Origin of the sequence: Thalassospira sp. CH_XMU1420-2, assembly GCF_037029325.1 — a bacterium.
Lineage (GTDB): Bacteria > Pseudomonadota > Alphaproteobacteria > Rhodospirillales > Thalassospiraceae > Thalassospira > Thalassospira povalilytica.
This window is the reverse complement of the sequence record NZ_JAYMEG010000005.1, coordinates 38228-60511: the sequence shown is the minus strand read 5'-3', so window position 1 is coordinate 60511 and position 22284 is coordinate 38228. Positions and strand designations below refer to the sequence as shown.

The following is a 22284-nucleotide window of genomic DNA, read 5'->3' as shown; positions in this document are numbered from 1 at the left end:
GCACCACCGGAACCGGTGTGCCTTTTGGCACGCCGGGATAACCGTTGGCACTGCATAAAATTCGTCAGGGGACTTCAATGACCAAGGATCTATCAGCCTTTGCCCGGGAACGCGGCATAAAGTATTTCATGATCAGCTTTACCGACCTGTTTGGCGGACAGCGCGCCAAACTTGTTCCCACCCAGGCGATTGCTGACATGCAGGAAGAAGGTGCGGGATTTGCCGGGTTTGCGACCTGGCTTGATCTGAGCCCGGCCCATCCCGACATGTTTGCGGTTCCTGATCCGGACTCTGTGATCCAGTTGCCGTGGAAACCCGATGTTGCCTGGGTCGCGGCCGATTGCATCATGGAAGACCAGCCGGTCGAACAGGCCCCGCGCAATGTCCTTAAGGCCCAGATCGCCAAGGCGGCCAAGCTTGGCCTGAATGTCAAAACCGGGGTCGAGGCGGAATTTTTCCTGATCACCGAAGATGGTACTGCAATCTCGGATGCCGCCGATACCGCCGAAAAGCCGTGTTACGACCAGCAAGCGGTCATGCGCCGCTATGACGTGATTGCGGAGATTTGCGATTACATGCTGGAACTGGGTTGGGGTGCCTATCAGAACGACCATGAAGACGCCAATGGCCAGTTTGAAATGAACTGGGAATTTGATGATGCGCTTAAAACCGCCGACAAGCATTCCTTTTTCAAATTCATGGTCAAATCGATTGCCGAGAAACACGGCCTTCGCGCGACCTTTATGCCCAAACCGTTTGCCGGCCTGACGGGCAACGGATGCCATTGCCATGTATCGGTGTGGAACGAGGCCGGCCAGAATGCCTTTGCCGATGACGCGGCCCCGTTTGGCCTGTCATCAAAGGGCAAGCATTTCCTAGGCGGGATCATGAACCATGCATCGGCCATGGCCGCGATCACCAATCCGACGGTCAATTCATACAAACGCATCAATGCACCGCGCACCACATCGGGCGCGACCTGGGCCCCCAATTCGGTTACCTGGACTGGCAATAACCGCACTCACATGGTGCGTGTTCCCGGACCGGGCCGGTTTGAATTGCGCCTGCCCGACGGGGCGACCAACCCCTATCTGCTTCAGGCGGTGATCATTGCGGCCGGACTTGACGGCATGGCAAATGCCGCCGATCCCGGCCCGCATTATGACATCGACATGTATGAAGAAGGCCATCTGGTCAAGGATGCGCCGCGCCTGCCGCTGAACCTTCTTGATGCATTACGCGAACTGGGCCGCAACGAGGCGCTTCAGGCCGAACTTGGCATGGCGTTTTCCAAGGCGTTCCTCAAGCTCAAGCAAAAAGAATGGAATTCATATGTTTCGCATTTCTCAAGCTGGGAACGCGAAAACACGCTTGATATCTGATGCTTCTGCCCGGCCCCAAAACATTCCCCGATGGACGGGGCCGGGTCATTTTCATTCACTGTTATTTTGAAAGCCAGACGAGATGAAAAGCTACGTTCTGACAGTCACCTGTGACTCCCAGCGCGGGGTTGTTGCCGCCATTTCAGCCTATCTGGCCGAACATGGTTGCAACATTACCGACAGTTCCCAGTTTGATGACATGGAAACCGGCCTGTTCTTTATGCGGGTGGCCTTTGTCAGCGAAGAAGGTGTCGATCAGGAAACCCTGTCGCGTGGCTTTGATGGTCCGGCAACGCAATTTGGCATGACCTATCAGTTCCATGACAGCGCGGAAAAGATGAAGGTTCTTCTGATGGTGTCGCGGTTTGGCCATTGTTTGAACGATCTTTTGTATCGCTGGAAAATCGGGGCCTTGCCGATTGATATCGTCGGTGTGGTTTCAAACCATTTCGACTATCAAAAGGTCGTGGTCAATCACGACATCCCGTTCCACCACATCCCGGTGACCAAGGACAACAAGCCCGAAGCCGAGAAAAAGCTTCTTGATATCGTTGCCAGCAGCGAGGTCGAACTGATTGTTCTGGCGCGCTACATGCAGGTTCTGTCTGACAGCCTGTGCAAGAAAATGAGCGGCAAGATCATCAATATCCACCATTCATTCCTGCCAAGTTTCAAGGGCGCCAACCCGTATCGGCAGGCCTATGAACGCGGCGTCAAACTGATCGGGGCGACGGCCCATTATGTGACGGCCGATCTTGATGAAGGTCCGATCATTGAACAGGATATCGCGCGCATCACCCATGCGCAAAACTCGGCCGATTATGTGTCAATCGGGCGGGACGTTGAAAGTCAGGTTCTGGCGCGTGCCGTTCACGCCCACATTCACCACCGGTCCTTTATCAACGGCAATCGCACCATTGTCTTCCCGCCAAGTCCGGGAAGCTATGCGTCCGAACGTATGGGATAGCCATCCCGATCCGAAAGCCAAAACGCCCCGGCTTTGCACAGGCCGGGGCGTTTGCTTTTATGGGTGTCTTTCTTGGCCGTCGCGATGATCAGACTTCGGCCTGACGCAATTCATAGGGCAGAAGGATTGTGACGAGAAGCCCGCCCTGATCGCGGTTGCGGATTTTGATATCCCCGCCATGGGCGCGAATGGCGCGCTGGGCAATCGACAGGCCAAGGCCGAACCCACCGCCCCAGGCATTTGATTGCCCGCGCACGAAGGGTTCAAACAGTTCATCGAGTTTGTCGCCGTCAATGCCCGGACCTTCGTCACTGATGTCGATGCGGAACTGCTGGTGATCGGTATCATCCGTGGCCGTGATTTTGACGATCTGTCCTTCGCCCGAATGGCGCAGGGCATTACGCACGACATTTTCAAAAGCCCGGCGCAACAGTTCGGGACTGCCCATCAATACCGGTACATTGTGATCACCGGACGGTCGTGCCCCGAAATCGGCATCGACAATCACACCGGTGGCATCGGCTTCGAACCGGGCATCGCTGACCACACGGCCCAGCAGATGATCAAGATCGATCCATGATTGATGGCGTGCCGCACCGCTTTCGGCCCGCGACAGGGTCAGAAGTTCCCCCACCAGTTCATCAAGCCGGACGGCTTCCTTTTCGATGCGATCAAGCGAAGTGGCACTTTTGTCCGGTGACTGGCGCGCCAGCCCGACGGCAAGCTGCATCCGGGCAAGCGGGGAGCGCAATTCGTGCGAGACGTCATTAAGCAACCGGTCACGCGCCGCGACAAGCCGTTGCAACCGGTCAGCCATGACATCGAAATCACGGGCCAGATCGGCAATTTCATCGCGCCGCCGCCCGATGGTTTTGCCCAGACGATAATCCAGATTGCCGCGCGACAATTCTTCGAACCCGTCACTAATTTTCAGGATCGGGCGCGTCAGATACCAGGCGAGTACACCACTAAAGACAAGGCCGCCAATCGATCCGAGAATGATCAGGGGATTGGGGACTTTCCAGCGTGAACGTTGCGGGATTTCGGCAATCACATCACTGACATCAAAGATCAGGCGGATATTTTCACCGCCGGGTCCGGTCACGACCTGTTCAAAGGCGGGGTATTCTTTGAGCGCATCCAGCCATTCGGGGGAACCATTATCCGGCAAGACGCGCGCAACCATATCGGTACTATTGGCAGCGCTGGCATTATCGGCACTATTGGCGCCATCGACAGTGCCGCCCGAACCGGGGGAGCCCAGATCAATGATCAGGCGGCTGCGTTCGGATTTTGGCCAATGGGCAATGGTGGCTTCGAGTTCGTCAACACCGCCATGGCGGGCGACTTCGGCGGCAGTTTGCAGATATCCCGGGGCGGTGCGTTTGAGATAGCCGATATGGAACGGTTCGGGCGGCCCGCCATACAACATCAGCAGCGACCAGACCCCGACCGAGATACCGGTAAAGGTTATGATAAACCCGATCAGGATTTTCCAGAACAGACGTCTTTTCATGTGTCCTGCCTTAAACGATAGCCAAAGCCGCGCACGGTTTCGATCATGCCGGCATCGCCGCTGATGGTTTGCAGTTTCTGGCGCAGGTTGCTCATATGCACATCAATCGAACGGTCATAAACCTCGCGCGGGCGACCCAGCACCTTGCGCGACAATTCGTCCTTGGAAAGGGCACGTTCGCCCGCACGCATCAGAACTTCGAGCAGATTGAATTCCGACACGGTCAAATCAAACGCCACACCATCAAAACTTGCCACGCGGCTGGCCGGTTTGAGTTTGAGTTTGCCATGAACAAGTTCATCGGACGGATTGTCCCCCGCCCCGTCCGGATCACTGGGGACGACCGGTTCGGCACGGCGCAAGACCGCACGGATACGGGCCACCAGTTCCCGCGGATAATAGGGTTTGGGGATATAATCATCCGCCCCCAGTTCAAGCCCGATGACCCGATCAACGTCATCACCCTTGGCGGTCAGCATGATGACGGGTACGCGGCTTTTGACACGCAGTTCGCGCAACACGTCAATGCCGCCCATGCCGGGCATCATGATATCAAGCAGGATGACGGCATATTCCCCCTGAAGCGCGCGCGCCAGCCCTTCCTTGCCGTTATAGGCCTGGGAAACGTCAAAGCCCTCGCCATCAAGATATTCGGCAAGCATCGCCCCCAGTTCGGCGTCGTCATCTACAAGCAATATGCGGGTCAATTGTTTGCGTCTTTCCTTGGCGTCGGCACGGTATAACGGGCCGGTTTGTTTTTGCGGTCTGGATGATGCCATTCTACCCATCGTTGCGCCCGTTAAAAGAGCCCGAAGGCCATCTTTACACATTCCTTACAGATCATTTTCGCCGCCCTCACCCTCAAGCCCGGGTTGGCTTGTTATCTGTTGCTCATCAGGAATGCGCATGTTGCGCCACTGAGCAATGTCAGGAATGAATGCCAGATGAGTAGATCCGGAAAACGTGTCCGCAACGCCGTCATTTTGATTGTCGCCCTGGCCGGGGCTGCGTGGGGGTTGCAGGCCTATCTGTTCCCCGGCAGTGCCGATACCGCCTTTATCACGGCCAAGCCGCGCATGGGCACAATCGAAGATACCGTGCTTGCCACCGGGGCGGTCAGTGCTTCGAAGCTGGTCAGTGTCGGCGCGCAGGTTTCCGGTCAGATCATGGCCCTGCATGTGGAACTTGGCGACCGGATCCGCGAAGGCGACCTGATTGCCGAGATCGATCCTTCAACCCAGGAAAACGATCTGCAGGAGGCCGAGGCATCCCTTGCCAATATCAAGGCCCAGCTTGCCGCCCAGAAGGCGACACTCAAACAGGCGGAACTTGATTTTGCCCGCCAGAAGAAGATGCGCGCACTTGATGCATCCCCGCAGGAAGACTATGACGCGGCCGAAGCCACCCTTGCGATTGCCAAGGCCGATGTCGATGCGTTGAATGCCCAGATCACCCAGGCCGAAATCGCGGTGGATACCGCGCGGATCGATCTTGGCTATACCAAGATCACAGCGCCGATGGATGGCACGGTCGTCGCCCTTCCGGTCAAGGAAGGCCAGACCGTCAACGCATCACAATCCACCCCGACCATCATCAAGCTTGCCAAACTTGATACCGTAACCGTCAAGGCCGAGGTCTCCGAAGCCGATATCATCCGCATCAAGGAAGGTCTGCCTGTGAAATTCACGGTTCTGGGGGATTCCAGCACCGTTTACAAAAGCACCCTTCGCGCCATTGAACCGGCCCCGACCGGGATCGAGGACGATGATGAAAACACCGATGACGAAGCGGTCTATTACAACGCGCTGTTTGATGTTGAAAATCCCGACCATCTTTTGCGTCTGTGGATGACAGCCGAAGTCACCATCATTCTGGATCAGTCGGAAAATGCCCTGATTGTTCCGTCCTCGGCCCTGAAAGGCCCGACCGAAGATGGCGGTTATTTTCTTGATGTCATGACCGACGATGGCCACCCGGAACCACGTGCCGTCACCGTCGGACTGAATACCAACATCAATGCCGAAATCACCAGCGGCCTGAGTGCAGATGACGAGATCGTCATTGGCATGGCCAGCGGGGCCGAATTGCCGACAAGCACACAATCGGGACGCCGGGGTCCTCCGGGCGGGATGTTTTGATCATGCGCGATGAAACCATGTCAAACAGCACCACCGCCCCACTGATCGAAATTCGCAATCTGTGGCGTCATTACCCGGCCGGTGAAGAACAGATCGCCGTGCTTAAGGGCGTTGATCTGACGATCGAGCGTGGCGAAATGGTCGCCATCATCGGGGCGTCGGGATCGGGCAAATCGACATTGATGAATATCCTTGGCTGTCTGGATCGCCCGACCGAAGGGGAATATCGTGTCAATGGTCGCCTGACCGGAGATCTTGAACCTGACGAGCTTGCCGCCCTGCGCCGCGAATATTTCGGGTTCATCTTTCAGCGATATCACCTGTTGTCGGATCTTAGTGCGCTTGGCAATGTTGAAGTTCCGGCGATCTATGCCGGAACCGATGCCAGCGAACGGGCCAGACGCGCAACTGAAATCCTGATCCGTGTCGGATTGGGTGACCGCATCCATCATCGCCCGAGCCAGCTTTCGGGCGGACAGCAGCAACGTGTCAGTATTGCCCGTGCGCTTATGAATGGCGGCGATGTCATTCTGGCCGATGAGCCGACCGGCGCACTTGATACGCAAAGCGGCAAGCAGACGCTTGATCTGTTGCGCGATCTGCATCGGGACGGACATACCGTCATTCTGGTGACCCATGACCATGATGTGGCAGCCCATGCCGAACGCATCATCGAAATCCGCGACGGCGAAATCATCCGCGATGAACGCATCACGCCAAAATCCGATGACGACGCATCGACCGTTGCGATCAACACCATCAGCAGCGGTCAAAGCAGTTATCTGTCGCAACTTGGCCGGTTTGGCGAAGCGTTCAAAATGGCGCTGATTGCGATGAATGCGCATCGCCTGCGCACTTTCCTGACCATGCTGGGCATCATTATCGGCATTGCGTCGGTGGTTTCGGTCGTGGCCCTTGGCACCGGGTCACAGGAACGCATCCTTTCCGATATCAGCAGCATCGGCACCAGCACGATCGACATCAATCGCGGCAAGGATTTCGGAGACCGGGATGCCGATCAGATCCGCACATTGACCGCCGGTGATGCCGACGTTCTGGCCAGCCAGTATTATGTCGACAGCGTCACGCCCCGGGTTTCAAGCACCGTCGCACTGCGATATCGCAATATCGAGGTCAATGCCAATGTCACCGGTGTTGGCACCGATTATTACCGTGTCCGAGGCTATGAAATTGCCGACGGCATCTGGTTTGACCAGGCGGCAATCGGGAAACGTGCCCAGGTTGCCATCATTGATGACAATACCGTGCAGAAACTTTTCCCGGACGGGGAACGTGCGGTTGGCGAAGTGATCCTTCTTGGATCGGTGCCGGTACAGATCATCGGGGTAACTGCGCCAAAGACCAGCACGTTTGGCAATCAGGACAGCCTGAATATCTGGGTGCCGCACAGCACGGCTTTGACCCGTATTCTTGGTCAGACCTATCTGAGCAGCATCACGGTACGGGTGGCCGACAATGTCGCCCCCGCCCTTGCCGAAAGCCAGATCACCGACCTTTTGACCCAGCGCCATGGCACCAAGGATTTCTTTACCGTCAATAGTGACAGCATCCGCCAGACGGTCGAGAAAACCACCAGCACCATGACGCTTCTGATTTCGTCGATTGCGGTGATTTCATTGGTCGTCGGCGGGATCGGGGTGATGAATATCATGCTGGTTTCGGTCACCGAACGCACCGGTGAAATCGGGGTCCGCATGGCCGTTGGCGCCCGTCAAAGCGACATTTTGCGCCAGTTCCTGATCGAAGCGGTTCTGGTGTGCATTCTGGGTGGCGGACTTGGCGTTCTTGGTGCCCTTGCCATCGGCGAGCTGTTTGATCTGATCGGCAGCAGTTTTTCGATGGTCTATTCACCGACATCGATCATCGGTGCCTTTGCCTGCGCGACCATGATCGGGATCACGTTCGGCTTTTTGCCCGCCCGCAATGCGGCACGACTGGATCCGGTCGATGCCCTGTCACGCGACTAGGAAAGAAAAAGATCATGAAAAACATTCTGAAAACCGGAACGATCCTGTCGGTGCTGATGCTTGCCGGATGTTCAAGCCTGTCGGAAGTCAGCTATGACCGGCCCAACATGACCATGCCGGCATCGTGGGGCCAGTCAACAGATACCGCCACCGGAAACGACATTGGATACGACATTGGCACGGATGACACCGCAACCCGGGCAGAAATTCTTGCACAGACCGGATGGTGGAAGAATTTTGACGACCCGCAGCTTAACCGGTTGATTGCGCGCGCGCTTGAAACCAACAACGATTTGGCCGCAGCCACCATCAAAGTCCGCCAGGCACAGCTTACAGCCGGACTTGCCGAAGATGCGCTTTATCCCGATCTTTCAGCAGGCAGCGATATTTCGACATCGCGCCAGTTTGACAGCGAAGATGGTCGCAGCAATGGCGACATTACGCGCAGCTATGGCGTTGATGCCGGGATCAGTTACGAGCTTGATCTGTGGGGCAAGCTTGGCCACGATTATGATGCCGCCAAGTGGGAAGCCCTTGCCACCCTTGAAGATCGCGAAAGCACTGCGCTTTCGCTGATCGGGACGACGGCGACCCTTTACTGGCAGGCAGTCTACTATCAGCAGCGTCTTGATATCGCGCAGGCCAGCATTGATTACGCACAGCAAACCCTTGATCTGGTGGATGTGCAATATGCATCGGGTTCGACATCATCGCTTGAAGTCAATGAAGCGCGCAGCAACCTTGAAAACCAGCGCGCGGCCTATACCCAGATTGAACAGAGCCTGACCGAAACCAAGAATGCGTTGTCCATTCTGTTCAACCAGCCGCCATCAGATATTGAAATCACGCGCAAGACACTGCCCGCCGGTATGTTGCCCACCATTCCCGAAGGGTTGCCATCGGGTCTTCTGGAACGGCGTCCCGATGTCCGGGCCGCCGAATTGCGCCTGCGCGAAAGTGTCGAGGAACTCAATTCCGTAAAGACCAGCTTGTTGCCGACCATCAGCCTGACCGGGACGCTTGGATCAAGCAGTGATCAGTTGCGCAATCTTTTGTCCAATCCGGTTGGAACACTTGGCGCCAGCCTGGCGTTACCATTCCTGAACTGGAATGAAGGGCAGTTGAATATCAAGGTATCCGAAGCCGAATATGAACAGGCCATCGCCGAGTTCCGCCAGACCACGTACCAAGCAATGGCGGATGTCGAAAATGCCCTGTCTGCGCGGACCAATTATGATCGCCGGGCTGAAAGACTTGAAGCAGCACTTGCAGCGTCACTTAACGCAGAGGCGATCTATGAAACCCGGTTCCGGTCGGGGGCGGTCGCGATGCAGGATTGGCTTGATGCGCAGGAAGACCGGCGCACCACCGAGGAAACCGTCCTTGAAAACCAGCTTGATCGCATCACCAACCTGATCACGCTTTATCAGGCGCTGGGCGGGGATGCGACACCAGACGCATCGCAGTCCGATGCGGCAACCGATCAGGTCAGCCCGACCTGATCACAGTGCGCGCGGATATTGGCAATATTTGAAAGGTCAGGACATGCCCCGATTTCATCGTGAAAAAGCACCAATGCTTGGACGGCTTATGATGCTTGTCGGTGGCGGGCTGTGCTTTGCGGCACTTGTTTTGACGGTTCGGGAATCCAACAGCGTGACGCGCGGTGAAATCATATTTGAACGCGACAGCGCGCAACGCCTATCGCCAGGACTTGATTGCACGGCGGTCAACTGCCCGTGGGACGATGCCGCACGCCGCATTTCCAATCGCATCGAGGACATTGCTCGCAGCGATATCACATTGCCGGGCTTTCATCCGCCCAAGCCGCCCTTCGAAGAGTTCGATCCGTTCTTTGATCCCCCGTGGATCGGCGGGTAATTCCACCCCGTCCAGAAACGCCACCGGATCAAGCCAGTCAAGTTTCAGCGTCGTCAGGTTCAGACGCAGCACATCCCCGTCACGCAGATAACCGATCCCGCCGCCCGTGAATGCTTCGGGCACCATGTGACCAATGCACGCGCCCTTGGTCACCCCGGAATAGCGCCCGTCGGTAATCAACATCGAGGATGCTTCAAGAATGCGGTGATGACGGAGATTCTGGGACGGTGAAAACATTTCCGGCATGCCATAGGCTTCGGGCCCCTGCCCGCCAATGACAAAGGCAAAGGACAAATGCCCCTGTGCCAGCATGTCCTTGGGCGCGTTCATATCAACACTGTTCCCGCCATTGCGCCGAACCACTGCGGCAATCAGTTCTTCGTCCACGCCATCGGTTTCAATCAGGCGCGTCACCAGATCGGGGGATGCAAAATCCCCATTACAGACATGTTCGTTTTCGTAATAGCGAACGATGAAAACATGATCGTCGAAATGCGACAGCAAATGGTCGCTCATACCCGATGTTTTGACCGCGCAATTTTCAAAGAAACTGCCGGTAAGAACATCGACACCCGATCGTTTGCGCACCGGGGTGGCGCGAATGACCGACGCATCACCAAGCGACAGATCAACCGGATTTTCAAGACCGGCAATACGTTCGGCCCAGGTTTTGCCAAGGACCGTCGGCGCATCAAGATCCATCGCCACCCCCAGATCGGAAAGAATGCGATAAATGCTTTCCATGCCGCGATTTTTGCCTTCGGCCATTTGTTGGGCCAGCACAAAGGTATCGCGATTTTCGGTCAGGCTGTGGGCAAAGATTTCAGGCACCGGCGTTTTGGTGCGCACATCCTGATAATCATCAATCGACACATCAAACCCGGCATAGCGCATCATGAAAGGCAGATGCAAAAGCATGTTGCTGCTTGATCCGGTCGCATTATGAATGCGCACGAAATTGGCGAAATTGGCTTTTAGCAGATTGCCGATCGCATATTGCGGTTTGTTGAAAACATCAAACAAGGCATCCACCCCGGCCGCCACCGCACTAAAGGGCGGAACATCGGTCAGAAGTTCCAGTTCAGGGGGCGTCAGGCCAAAGGCTGCCAACATGGTGCGCGATGAATTTCCCGTGCCGTTAAAGGCACAAATGCCGCCCTTTGAATCACAGGTCGCGGTGGCAAGCTGATCAAGCACCCGGCGTTCAAGTGCGCCATCAATCAGCCCCAGCAACCGGGCGCGTTCCAGCAACCCGGCAAAGGCCTCGTCCGAGGTGCATTGCAGGATATAGCGCATGTTTTCACGAATATCCGATCCCAGATCATCATGCCCGGCGGCGTCCGCACTGGCTGCGATATCATCAAGCAACCGCCGCGTGCCTTCGGGAATTTCACCGCCCTTGAGAACATGGGACGGGGCAAAAACCGCCCAGACCGGGGCCTGATCGCCGCGATAGGCACGTGCATGATCAGCAGCTGCCAGACCGGCAACCACGGCAGCCGGTGATTTGTCACAGCCGGCAATGACATAGGCCGCGTGATAGCTGTGCCCTTCGAATGTGATATTGACCGCAGCAGCCGTGTGATTACGCGACGCCAGGGAATAGCTTTGTCCGATATTGTTTTGCGCGGTGCCATCACAGATTACGGGCACATGAAACAGGAACGGCACCCCGCCCATTTCCCAGATGCGGATTGCCGCCATCAGGGCCTGTGGCCGATCAAGCAGATGGGCCGGATGATCCGGCGCGCCGCCAATGATCGCAATGCGTGGCCGGTTTTCCACCAGACGCCCGACCACATCCCTGATTTCCGGGACGCTGAAATCACGATCCCGGGCAACCACCGGGTTTTCATTCACCGCGTCGCGTAACAGTTTGACGACCGTGATCGGCTGATTGGCCAGCCCCTGAATGCAATCGCGGTACGGGTTTGCTTTTTCATCAATGATGATCGGGGATGCGGGAAGATTGGTCGGTGACATTATGGCTGTTTCTCAATCGCAAAGGCGTGGCGGGACAGGCTTGGTCATACAAATCCGGACGGCGACGTTACCGTATTGACATTGGCATTATTCAGACGATGCCGCCATCAACAATGAAGTTTTGCGACGAACAGGCCGATGAAACATCGGATGCCAGAAACAGCACCATCTGCGCGACATCATCACCGACCAGCCGGCGTTTGACGCATTGCTGTTGCTGAATGCGTTCCTCGTCGGCGGGGGAAATCCACAGATCAAGCTGTCGCTGGGTCATGATGCAGCCCGGCGTTAACGCATTCACGCGAATGCCATCAGCCCCCCAGTCACGCGCCAGCGCACGCGTCAGGCCAATCACCCCGGCCTTGGCCGTTTCATAAGCCACCAGATCGGGAAGCCCCATCATATAACTTACGGAACTGAAATTAATGATGCTGCCTGCGCCTTTTTTCTTCATGTCCGGGGCCACGGCCTGGGCGCAAAAGAAATGATGCGCAAGGTTAACATCCAGACCATCGCGCCATTGTTCCGGTCCGATTTCTTCGGGGCGATGCCGGTCATCACGGGCGGCATTATTGACCAGAACATCCATCGGCCCGATTGCCGCCGACATTTCGCGCACCGCACCGGCAATCAGCGATTGCTGGCGAAGATCAAAGGATTTGTAGACCGGGGCCCGGCCGGTTTCATCGCGGATCTCGTCAATCAGCTTTTGTGCGGCACCATCATCAATATCAAAGAAACCGACATGCGCCCCCTGGGCACAGAAGGCACGCACAATTGATGCCCCGATTCCCGACGCACCGCCGGTCACAAGCACGGATTTCCCGTCAATGTCGTGATAACTCGCTGTCATAACGTTCCCTGTCATATCTTTGCTTTATTTTAGACAACCGAATTAAATGATGCAGTGCATCATTGAAAATCACCCCATGAATCAACCAAAAATGCGGATTTACGGGACGAATTGATCGCCTAAAGAGCTGTTTTTAATTTAATCACTAAAAAAAATTTGACAGGACGGCTTCTTCACGTCAACATTTTTTCGACAACAAAAATAAATGTCGCAACAAGACACATTCATTCAGGGAAGAAACCAATGAAAAAACTCCTCTCCACGGCCATGCTGGCCGGTAGCGTATTGCTGTCTGCCAATGCCTTTGCGGCCGATCTTACGGTTGGCGTCAGCTGGTCGAATTTCCAGGAAGAACGCTGGAAAACCGATGAAGCCGCGATCAAAGCCGCCCTTGAAGCAGCCGGCGCGGAATACATCAGCGCGGACGCCCAAAGCAATCCGTCCAAGCAGCTTTCCGATATTGAAAGCCTGATTGCGCGCGGCGCGGATGCGCTGATCGTTCTGGCGCAAGACTCCGCCTCGATCGGTCCGGCGGTGGAAATGGCAACCAATGAAGGCATCCCGGTGGTCGGTTATGACCGCCTGATCGAAGATCCGAACGCCTATTACATTACATTCAACAACAAGGAAGTCGGCCGCCTTCAGGCCGAGGCCGTGTTTGGCGCCCAGCCCAAAGGCAATTACGTCTTTATCAAGGGTGCTCCGACCGATCCGAATGCCAATATCCTGCATGAAGGCCAGCTTGAAATTCTTCAGGCGGCCATCGATTCCGGTGACATCAAGGTTGTCGGCGAAGCCTATACCGACAGCTGGCAGCCGGCGATCGCCCAGCGCAATATGGAGCAGTTCCTGACGGCTGCGGATAACAAGGTTGATGCTGTTGTTGCCTCCAACGATGGTACGGCTGGCGGTGTGGTTGCCGCCCTTTCCGCACAGGGCATGCAGGGTATCCCGGTTTCAGGTCAGGATGGCGATCATGCGGCCCTGAACCGTGTTGCACTTGGCACCCAGACGGTTTCGGTCTGGAAGGATGCGCGTCTTCTTGGCAAACGGGCCGCTGAAATCGCGGTCGATCTGGCAAAGGGCACCAAGCTTGCCGACGTTTCGGGCACCGAAGACTGGCAAAGCCCGAATGGCGTGACCATGAAATCCTTCTTCCTTGATCCGGTTGCCATCACCCAGAACAAGCTTGATCTGGTGATTGATGCCGGTTGGGTGTCCAAAGACGTCGTATGCAAAGGCGTTCCGAGCGGCAAGGTATCTGCCTGTAACTAGGGCAGTCTTTATTTCCTCCTGCCTTGCTTAACCCGGGGTCGGCTGCTGTTCGCGTGCGCAGAACACAGCATGCCGGCCCCGCTGCCTTACGAGCGTTTTCATGTCACGACTGCTTACGAAAATGGAAGTCGACCGCCGGTTGGTTGGCCTTGCCGTTGTTTTGCTGATCATCTGGGTCGGCTTTGATATCGCATCGGGCGGGCGATTTATCACCCCGCGCAATATCTTTAACCTGTCGGTCCAGACCGCATCGGTTGCCGTGATGGCCTGCGGCATGGTTCTTATTATCGTTACCCGCCATATTGACCTTTCGGTCGGCGCCATATTGGGCGTTCTGGCCATGATCATGGGCGTGGTTCAGACCGATGTCCTGCCACAGTTTCTCGATTACAATCATCCGCTGACCTGGATCCTGACCCTTCTGGTCGGCATTATCCTTGGCGCGGCTATTGGCGGGCTTCAGGGGCTTGCCGTCGGGTATCTCGGTGTTCCGGCCTTTATCGTAACACTTGGCGGTCTTCTGGTGTGGCGCGGTTCGGCCTGGTGGGTGACACAGGGCCGCACGGTTGCCCCGCTTGATCACAATTTCATTTTGCTGGGCGGCGGGATCGAAGGCACGATTGGCGCGACATGGAGCTGGATCGTCGCCCTGATCGCCATTCTTGCGATCATCTATGCCGCGATCATGGAACGCCGCCGTCGTCTTTCATTCGAATTCCCGGTCAAGCCGGTCTGGGCGGAATATACCAATACCATCATCAAGGGCGGGCTGGTTCTGGCCGCGATTGCGACTCTCAATGCCTATCACCTGCCGACGCGCGCTGCCGAACGCCTGCTTGAGAACAAGGGCATTCCGGTCACCCCGGAAAATCTTGAAATCTCGCACGGTATTCCGATCCCGCTTCTGATTGTCGCCCTTGTTGCGATCATCCTGACCATTGTGGTCAAGCGGACCCGGTTCGGGCGCTATGTCTTTGCGATTGGTGGCAATCCGCAGGCCGCCGAGCTTGCAGGCATCAATGTCAAACGCATGACGGTTGCGGTCTTTGCCCTGATGGGGGTTTTGTGCGCGATCAGTGCGGCGATTTCATCAGCACGCCTGCAATCGGCGGGCAATGATCTTGGCACCCTTGATGAATTGCGCGTCATTGCCGCGGTGGTGATTGGCGGAACGTCGCTTGCCGGGGGTGTTGGCACGATTTATGGCGCGCTGATCGGTGCGCTTGTGATGCAAAGCCTTCAAAGCGGCATGGCGCTTTTGGGGGTCGATACATCGCTTCAAAGCATTGTCATCGGGCTGGTTCTTGTTCTGGCTGTCTTTAGCGACAAGTATTTCCACCGTCGTTACAGCGACCCGACCGCGTAAGGAGACCGGATATGACCGACATGACCACAAATACCGATCCGCTTGTTGAAATGCGCGACATCCATATCAGCTTTGGCGGGGTCAAGGCCGTCGACGGGGTTTCGATTGACCTTTATCCCGGCGAAGTGGTCGGGGTATTGGGCCACAATGGCGCTGGCAAATCGACCCTGATCAAGATCCTGTCAGGTGCCTATCAGGCCGATAGTGGCCAGATCATTGTTGATGGCAAGGAAGCCAAAATCGAAAATGCGCGGGATGCGCGCGACAACAATATCGAGACGATATATCAGAACCTTGCCCTTGCCGATAACCTTGATGCCGCCCAGAACCTGTTTTTGGGGCGCGAAATCATCGACAAGCTTGGCTTCCTTGATGATGCGGCGATGGAACACAAGGCGCGCGAAGTCCTTCATCGCCTCAACCCGAATTTCAAGAAATTCACATCACCCGTTTCGGCCCTGTCGGGCGGGCAGCGGCAATCGGTTGCGATTGCGCGTGCGCTTTTGTTCGAAGCCCGCGTGCTTATCATGGATGAACCATGCGCCGCGCTTGGCGTGCATGAAACCAAAATGGTCGGCGAACTGATTGATCAGTTGAAACGTGACGGGCTCGGTATATTGTTGATCAGTCACGATCTTCATGATGTGTTTGATCTTTCCGACCGGCTGCATGTGATGAAAAACGGCAAGCTGGTCGGCAGCGTCAGAACCAAGGATGTCACACATGATGATGTTCTTGGCATGATCATTCTGGGCAAGATGCCCGAACATCTTTTGCATCTGGCTGGTCCGGGTGCAACCAACCGTCCGGCCGCATCCAAAGCATCGGACATGACAACACCGGATAAAACTGACACCGAACAACCACACCCCGCCCCTTTGACCCCGAACGAAACAAGCGAGACGCCCCGATGACCCAAGGCTTTCCGGCAAACCAAACCGATATCCTGCCCGATGACGCCAATCGTGCCATTCTGATCGGACGCATCTGGGACCCGCGGGTTTCCGGCCCGACCCCGGTTCTGGTCGATGGTGAAAATCTGCGTGATATCAGCAGCCTTGCGCCGACCATCAGCCAGCTGCTTGAACGCGATGATGTTCTGGCCCGGCTGTCGAACCCGGCAAGTTTCCCGACCGCCGCATCGCTTGGCGACATCATCGAACAGTCAAAACCGGGTGCCGATGGCAAGACCGCCCATCTTCTGAGCCCCAATGATCTTCAGGCGATCAAGGCAAGTGGCGTGACCTTTGTTGCCAGCCTGCTTGAACGGGTGATCGAGGAACAGGCACGCGGGGACGCCAGCAAGGCCGATCAGATCCGCACCGAAATCACCGGCATTATCGGTGATGACCTGTCACAGATCGAACCGGGATCAGACAAGGCCGCCGAGATCAAGCGGGTCCTGATCGAAAAAGGTGCCTGGTCGCAATATCTTGAAGTCGGGATCGGCCCGGATGCGGAAATCTTTACCAAATCCCCAGTGATGTCGGCTGTGGGCCATGGGGCCCATGTTGGCCTGCATCCGATTTCAAACTGGAACAACCCGGAACCCGAAGTGGTTCTGACCGTGACCTCCAAGGGCAGGATTGTCGGCGCGACACTTGGCAATGACGTCAATCTGCGTGATGTCGAAGGCCGGTCCGCGTTGCTTCTGGGCAAGGCAAAGGACAATAACGGATCATGCGCCATCGGGCCGTTCATCCGCCTGTTTGATGACCACTTTACCCTTGAAACCGTCAAGGGTGCCGATCTTGCCATGGCGGTTGATGGTACGGATGGCTATCACCTTGATGCGGTCAGTTCGATGAGCCAGATCAGCCGCACACCCGAAAGCCTTGTCGGTCAGGCGATTGGCAAACATCACCAGTACCCGGATGGCTTCATGTTGTTTTTGGGCACCATGTTTGCCCCCACCGATGATCGCGGCGGTGCTGGCAAGGGCTTCACCCACGAGATGGGCGATCTTGTGACCATCTCGACGCCAAGCCTTGGCAAACTGATCAATCAGGTTGACCGGTCCGATGCCATCAATCCGTGGCAATTCGGCATTACCGCCCTGATGACCAACCTTGCTGCCCGCGGGCTTCTGTAACAAACAGACGCCCCGGGTGTTCTATCCCCTTGCCAAAGCGGGATAAAAAATGCCCATATCAAGGATCAGGACGTATTGATATGCCACCCGGCATCGATCCGTCCCGATCCTGCGGCGCGCACAAAGCCCGCCCCGCCATTTCAAAGGATGCAGATCCGCTTCATGAGCCGCCGTAAAGAAGCCGAAACCCCACGCCAGCCGTCACAGATTGCCATTCTGCGCTATTTGCGCATTCACGGCCCTGCTGCGCGCATTGATATCGGCACCGCAACCGGGTTAAGCCCGGCAACGGTAACATCCCTGACCGCCGATCTGATGGCACAGGGGCTGGTGCAGGAAAGTCAGGGAACGGCAAACGGGAACGCGACCGGCAATGGCGGTGGAAATGGCGGATCAACACGCGGCCGCCCCAAGGTGCTGCTTGATCTTGTGCCCAATGCGGCCTGTGTGATTGGCGTCAAGATCACCATCAATCTGATCGAAATTGCCCTGGGCAACTTCAAGGGTGAAATTGAATGCAGTTCGGAACACAGCATCAATACCCGCGATCTTGATGAAAATGGTCTGGTCACGACCCTGATCGGGCTGATCGAGGAATTCATCACCCGGCATAAGGATTTTTCAGCCCGGCCACCGGTTGGCATCAGCCTTGCGGTTCAGGGGGTATGCGACAGCAATAGCGGCGAAATTATCTGGTCCCCGGCCCTGCGCCATCGCAACATCGCACTTGCCAAGGCATTGGGCGAACGGTTTGGCGGGATTGTGCAGATGTCAAACGATGCCAACTGCATTGCCACCGCCATTTCCCAAAACACCAATCTGCATCGCGGCGGCGATTTTGCCGTGATCATGCTGGGCTATGGCATCGGCATGGGGCTGGTTCTGAACGGGTCGGTTTACAATGGCGATTTCGGTACAGCAGCCGAATTCGGCCACACCAAATATCAACCCGACGGGCCGCTTTGCAACTGTGGCAGGCGCGGCTGTCTTGAAGCCTATATCGGGGATTACGCCATATTGCGCGATGCCCGTGGCCTGATTGACCTGCCCGATACCAACAGCCTGCATCCAAGTGAAGAACAGATGATGGATCTGGTGGCGCGCGCCCGCGCCGGGGATCAGGACCTGACTGATCTGTTCCGCCACGCGGGCAAGGTTTTGGGATATGGCATTGCCAATCTGATCGCGCTTTTGGGCCCCAAACAGATTTTCATCACCGGATCGGGCGCACGCGCCTATGACATGATGGAACCGGAATTGATGCGCGGCCTTGCACAAGCACAGGTTCCCGAACTGCGCCGTGGCCCCGAAATCACCCATCTGGCCTGGGACAAGGACCTTGCGCTTCAGGGAGCGATTGGCCAAAGCCTGTTGCGTCATGATGAAAACATGTTTCAGGCAACCACCGCCAACTAGCAGCCCCCGCTTGCAAAACCGGCCACCAATGAAAAAGCCGCCCCATCGGAGCGGCTTTTGTCGTTTGCGACGCATTGTCTGTGACGCAACGGGTGGAAATCAACGCCCGTTTTTCTTGCGCCATTCTTCGTAATTGGCCTTGGTTTCATCCTTGGTTGCCGGATAAAGACCAATGATCGGCTTGCCCGAAAGAACTTCTTCAAGAACGAAATCCTCGAAGCTTTCCATGCCTGCGCATTCTTCGGCCAGTTCATCGGTCAGGTGGGCCGGAATGACGACAACGCCATCCTTGTCCCCAACCAGAACATCCCCCGGGAAGACCGGCGCATCACCGCATCCGATCGGCACATTAAGGTCATAGGCCTCGTGCAGGGTCAGGTTGGTCGGCGCGGACGGGCGCGAGTGATAGGAATGAATGGAAAGCTTGCCAATGCCTTCGGCATCACGGAAACCGCCATCGGTTACGATGCCTTCGACACCGCGCTTCATCAGGCGGGTCACAAGGATCGAGCCAGCAGAGGCCGCGCGAGCATCCTTGCGGCTATCCATCACCAGAACATGACCGGGCGGGCATTCTTCGACGGCAACGCGCTGCGGATGTTTGGGATCACGGAACACTTCGATCGGGTTGCGATCTTCGCGGGCCGGGATATAGCGCAGCGTATAGGCCTGCCCGACCATGTTTTCGTCCTTGGGGGCAACCTGATGGACATTCTGGATGAACTGGTTGCGCAGGTTGCGTTTGAAAAGTGCCGTGCACAGCGAAGCGGTGCTGATTTTCTTGAGCTTGTCGCGCGTCGCACTGCTCAGGACATAGTCACTCATTATTTGTCTCCGTGGGTTTGCCCGGCGGCTTTGCGCCGGGCCGTATCTTGGAAAAAGCAGTTGGTTACGCGATATCAGCCGGCAGCACGTCGGTCGGGATGTTCTGATAGCAAACCGGGCGCAGGAAGCGGCGGATCGCCATGGTCCCGACCGAAGTCGCACCAAAGTTGGTCGATGCCGGATATGGTCCGCCATGGACCATGGTGTCGGATACTTCGACACCGGTCGGGAAACCGTCGGCAAGAACACGGCCCGCCTTGTGTTCAAGGATCGGCAGAAGCGAACGCGCATCGGCAGCATCGCCCGCATCAAGATGCAGCGTGCAGGTCAGCTGGCCTTCAAGCGCCTTGGCGATGGTGCGCATTTCCGCAACATCCTTGACCCGAACAACCAGACCAAGCGGACCAAAGACTTCTTCGCCCAGTTCATGGTTCGAAAGCCAGTTTTCACCGGTGGTTTCAAACAGATACGGCGTCGCATTGCGCAGATCGCATGACGTGGTCAGAACCTCTTTCACGCCCGCGGTTGCCGCAACGCGTTTGGCACCGGCACGATAGGTTTCCGCCATGCCATCGGTCAGCATGGTCTGGGCCGCCACACCCGAAAGGGCTTCCTTGGCAGCGCTAACAAAGGCATCGGCATCCGGACCATCAATTACAACCGCAATCCCCGGATTGGTGCAGAACTGCCCCGCCCCCATGGTCAGCGACCCTGCCCAGCCTTTGCCGAGCTCTGCGCCACGTGCGGCAACAGCCTTGGGCAGCAGGAACATCGGGTTGACCGAACCCAGTTCGCCAAAGAACGGGATCGGTTCCGGGCGCGATGCGCACAGATCAAACAGCGCACGACCACCGCCAAGCGATCCAGTAAAGCCGACCGCCTTGATCAGCGGATGCTGCACAAGCGACTGACCGACATCACGTTTGCCACCCTGAATAAGGCTGAAGACGCCCGGATGGACACCGCATTTCTTGATCGCGGCATCAATGGCCTGGGCAACGATTTCACCGGTACCCGGATGGGCGGAATGGCCCTTGACCACGACCGGGCAACCAGCAGCCAGTGCTGATGCGGTATCACCACCGGCAACCGAAAATGCCAGCGGGAAGTTCGACGCGCCAAAAACGGCAACCGGACCAATCGGACGCTGCATCAAACGCAGGTCGGGACGCGGCAGCGGCGTACGATCAGGCAATGCTTCGTCATAACGACGATCCAGATAGGCACCATCAAGGATGTGGCTGGCAAACAGGCGGAGCTGACCAACCGTGCGGCCGCGTTCCCCCTGAAGGCGGGCTTCGGGCAGGCCGGTTTCCTGGGTGCCGATTTCGGTGATTTCATCACCACGGGCATCGATTTCATCGGCAATGGTATTGAGGAACTTGGCGCGGTCTTCGCGGGTGAAATACCCGAAAGTCCAGAATGCTTCTTCGGCGGCCTTGGCGGCCCGATCGACCAGATCGGGGGTGCCGACCGGGAAGGTATTGGCCGGGCCGTGGGCCGGTTCGGACTGGAAGGTTGCGGCTCCGGCGACCCAGTCGCCCGCGATCAGATGTTTTCCTGTCAGGGTATAGGACATGGATGTCTCCTCTGTGCGGCGGGGCCGCTTATTTCACAAGATTGTTTTGACGCATGAAGCCAACCAGCTTGTCATGCTGCTTATCGGTCAACGGCCAGGCAGACGGCGGGCGGGTCGCACCGCAATCATCGCCAAGAAGCTTAAGGGCCGCTTTGACACCGGTCACGTTCGTGCCGTTCATTTCTTCGGCGCGGACTTCTTCAAAGGCGCTCATATCGCGGATCAGATCGCGGGCCTTGGCATAGTCACCGGCCTCAAGGGCTGCATGGATCGCCATGGACCGTTCCGGCCAGACATTGATCAGCCCCGATGTAAAGCCACGCGCGCCAACCGCATAGAATGCCGGCGCCCAGGTTTCAGCCAGACCACCGACCCAGACAATATCCGGATCACAGGCATTGATCGCCTCGGACAGTTTCATCGGGTTCGGGGTTGCCCATTTTACACCAGCCACACCTTCGATGGCACAAAGATCGGCAATCGCCTTGGTGCCAATCGCATCATTGCGCAGATACAGCATCATCGGAAGCCCGCCCGATGCATCGGCAATGCGTTTGATATATTCAACAACGCCACGCGGGGCGACAAAGGGATCTGGCGGCTGATGGATCATCAATGCTTCGGCCCCAGCTTCGGCAGATGCCTTGGCAAGTGCGCAGGCATCCTGTACGCCACGACCGATACCGGCCAGCATCGGCGCACGACCGTCAAGCATTTCGGCGACCGATTTGGCCATGGTGATGGCCTCAGCCGTGGTCAGCGCGTAAAATTCGCCGGTATTGCCATTCACCACCGGAAAATGAACACCCGCCGCAAGCGCACGGTCGATAATCGGTTTCAGCTTGGCCGGTGCAATGTCGCCATTCTCGTCATAAGGGGTGACAAGAATGCCGGAAATACCTGACAGCACGCCACGCAGATCGGCTTTGGAAAGTGCCATGGGTCAATATCCCTGATTGATTTGGTTCGTGTCATTGCGACGGGGCGCAAATCACGCCCCGTTGCTGTTTCTGATGATGGTTT

General features: G+C 56.7%; 17 protein-coding genes. 10 read left to right on the top strand and 7 right to left on the bottom strand.

Going from position 1 to position 22284, the window contains the following annotated elements:
• Nucleotides 1-77: 77 nt before the first annotated feature.
• Both glnT and purU read left to right on the top strand, forming a co-directional pair.
• Nucleotides 78-1382 carry a type III glutamate--ammonia ligase gene (gene glnT, locus WA429_RS15565; RefSeq protein ID WP_101247833.1) on the top strand — a complete coding sequence of 435 codons (1305 nt, stop codon included), beginning with the start codon at nt 78-80 and terminating at the stop codon, nt 1380-1382.
• 82 nt (nt 1383-1464) lie between these two features.
• The gene (gene purU / locus WA429_RS15560) at nt 1465-2349 is read left to right on the top strand and encodes a formyltetrahydrofolate deformylase (protein ID WP_068517035.1); all 885 of its coding nucleotides are present in this window, start codon (nt 1465-1467) and stop codon (nt 2347-2349) included.
• 88 nt (nt 2350-2437) lie between these two features.
• Here purU and WA429_RS15555 read toward each other — a convergent pair whose 3' ends face one another.
• Together WA429_RS15555 and WA429_RS15550 are read right to left on the bottom strand one after the other, a co-directional pair.
• Nucleotides 2438-3865 (bottom strand): HAMP domain-containing sensor histidine kinase, encoded by a 1428-nt coding sequence (locus tag WA429_RS15555; protein ID WP_287466481.1) that lies wholly within the window; start codon nt 3863-3865, stop codon nt 2438-2440.
• Nucleotides 3862-4644: a response regulator transcription factor gene (locus WA429_RS15550; RefSeq protein ID WP_101247830.1), complete on the bottom strand. Its 783-nt coding sequence runs from the start codon at nt 4642-4644 to the stop codon at nt 3862-3864. Before WA429_RS15550 ends, WA429_RS15555 begins: the two co-directional genes overlap by 4 nt.
• 165 nt (nt 4645-4809) lie before the next feature.
• Here WA429_RS15550 and WA429_RS15545 point away from each other — a divergent pair, with 165 nt between their 5' ends.
• From WA429_RS15545 to WA429_RS15535, 3 genes are read left to right on the top strand one after another with little or no spacing between them, the layout of a single operon-like run.
• Nucleotides 4810-6003, top strand: a complete 1194-nt coding sequence (locus tag WA429_RS15545) for an efflux RND transporter periplasmic adaptor subunit (protein ID WP_242512817.1) — start codon at nt 4810-4812, stop codon at nt 6001-6003.
• A 2-nt stretch (nt 6004-6005) separates the two neighbouring features.
• Nucleotides 6006-7991 carry a MacB family efflux pump subunit gene (locus WA429_RS15540; RefSeq protein WP_287466482.1) on the top strand — a complete coding sequence of 662 codons (1986 nt, stop codon included), beginning with the start codon at nt 6006-6008 and terminating at the stop codon, nt 7989-7991.
• A gap of 14 nt (nt 7992-8005) precedes the next feature.
• Entirely contained in the window at nt 8006-9493 is a 1488-nt protein-coding gene (locus tag WA429_RS15535) for a TolC family protein (RefSeq protein ID WP_287466483.1), read from the top strand.
• Between the two features lie 199 nt (nt 9494-9692).
• Here the strand turns inward: WA429_RS15535 and WA429_RS15530 are convergent, their stop codons facing one another.
• The gene (locus WA429_RS15530; protein ID WP_287466484.1) at nt 9693-11855 is read right to left on the bottom strand and encodes a dihydroxy-acid dehydratase domain-containing protein; all 2163 of its coding nucleotides are present in this window, start codon (nt 11853-11855) and stop codon (nt 9693-9695) included.
• A 91-nt stretch (nt 11856-11946) separates the two neighbouring features.
• Nucleotides 11947-12708 (bottom strand): SDR family NAD(P)-dependent oxidoreductase, encoded by a 762-nt coding sequence (locus WA429_RS15525; protein ID WP_068517030.1) that lies wholly within the window; start codon nt 12706-12708, stop codon nt 11947-11949.
• Nucleotides 12709-12951: 243 nt separating this feature from the next.
• On the opposite strand from WA429_RS15525, the gene xylF reads away from it, so the two are divergent.
• The 5 genes from xylF (at nt 12952) to WA429_RS15500 (ending at nt 18857) form a co-directional block, all read left to right on the top strand.
• Nucleotides 12952-13983, top strand: coding sequence for a D-xylose ABC transporter substrate-binding protein (gene xylF, locus WA429_RS15520; protein ID WP_068517029.1), 1032 nt, complete (start codon nt 12952-12954; stop codon nt 13981-13983).
• A 100-nt stretch (nt 13984-14083) separates the two neighbouring features.
• Nucleotides 14084-15349, top strand: coding sequence for a sugar ABC transporter permease (locus WA429_RS15515; protein ID WP_287466485.1), 1266 nt, complete (start codon nt 14084-14086; stop codon nt 15347-15349).
• 11 nt (nt 15350-15360) lie between these two features.
• Complete coding sequence (locus WA429_RS15510) at nt 15361-16263, top strand: ATP-binding cassette domain-containing protein (protein WP_287466486.1); 903 nt, start codon at nt 15361-15363, stop codon at nt 16261-16263.
• Complete coding sequence (locus tag WA429_RS15505; RefSeq protein ID WP_228195694.1) at nt 16260-17441, top strand: fumarylacetoacetate hydrolase family protein; 1182 nt, start codon at nt 16260-16262, stop codon at nt 17439-17441. Before WA429_RS15510 ends, WA429_RS15505 begins: the two co-directional genes overlap by 4 nt.
• Before the next feature lie 162 nt (nt 17442-17603).
• On the top strand, nt 17604-18857 hold the full coding sequence (locus WA429_RS15500) for an ROK family transcriptional regulator (RefSeq protein WP_287466487.1): 1254 nt from the start codon (nt 17604-17606) through the stop codon (nt 18855-18857).
• A gap of 99 nt (nt 18858-18956) precedes the next feature.
• Here the strand turns inward: WA429_RS15500 and WA429_RS15495 are convergent, their stop codons facing one another.
• From WA429_RS15495 to WA429_RS15485, 3 genes are all read right to left on the bottom strand, one after another.
• Nucleotides 18957-19682, bottom strand: coding sequence for a ribonuclease activity regulator RraA (locus WA429_RS15495; RefSeq protein WP_287466488.1), 726 nt, complete (start codon nt 19680-19682; stop codon nt 18957-18959).
• 64 nt (nt 19683-19746) lie between these two features.
• On the bottom strand, nt 19747-21261 hold the full coding sequence (locus WA429_RS15490; protein ID WP_287466489.1) for an aldehyde dehydrogenase (NADP(+)): 1515 nt from the start codon (nt 21259-21261) through the stop codon (nt 19747-19749).
• A 28-nt stretch (nt 21262-21289) separates the two neighbouring features.
• Nucleotides 21290-22201 (bottom strand): dihydrodipicolinate synthase family protein, encoded by a 912-nt coding sequence (locus WA429_RS15485; protein ID WP_068518443.1) that lies wholly within the window; start codon nt 22199-22201, stop codon nt 21290-21292.
• Nucleotides 22202-22284: the final 83 nt, after the last annotated feature.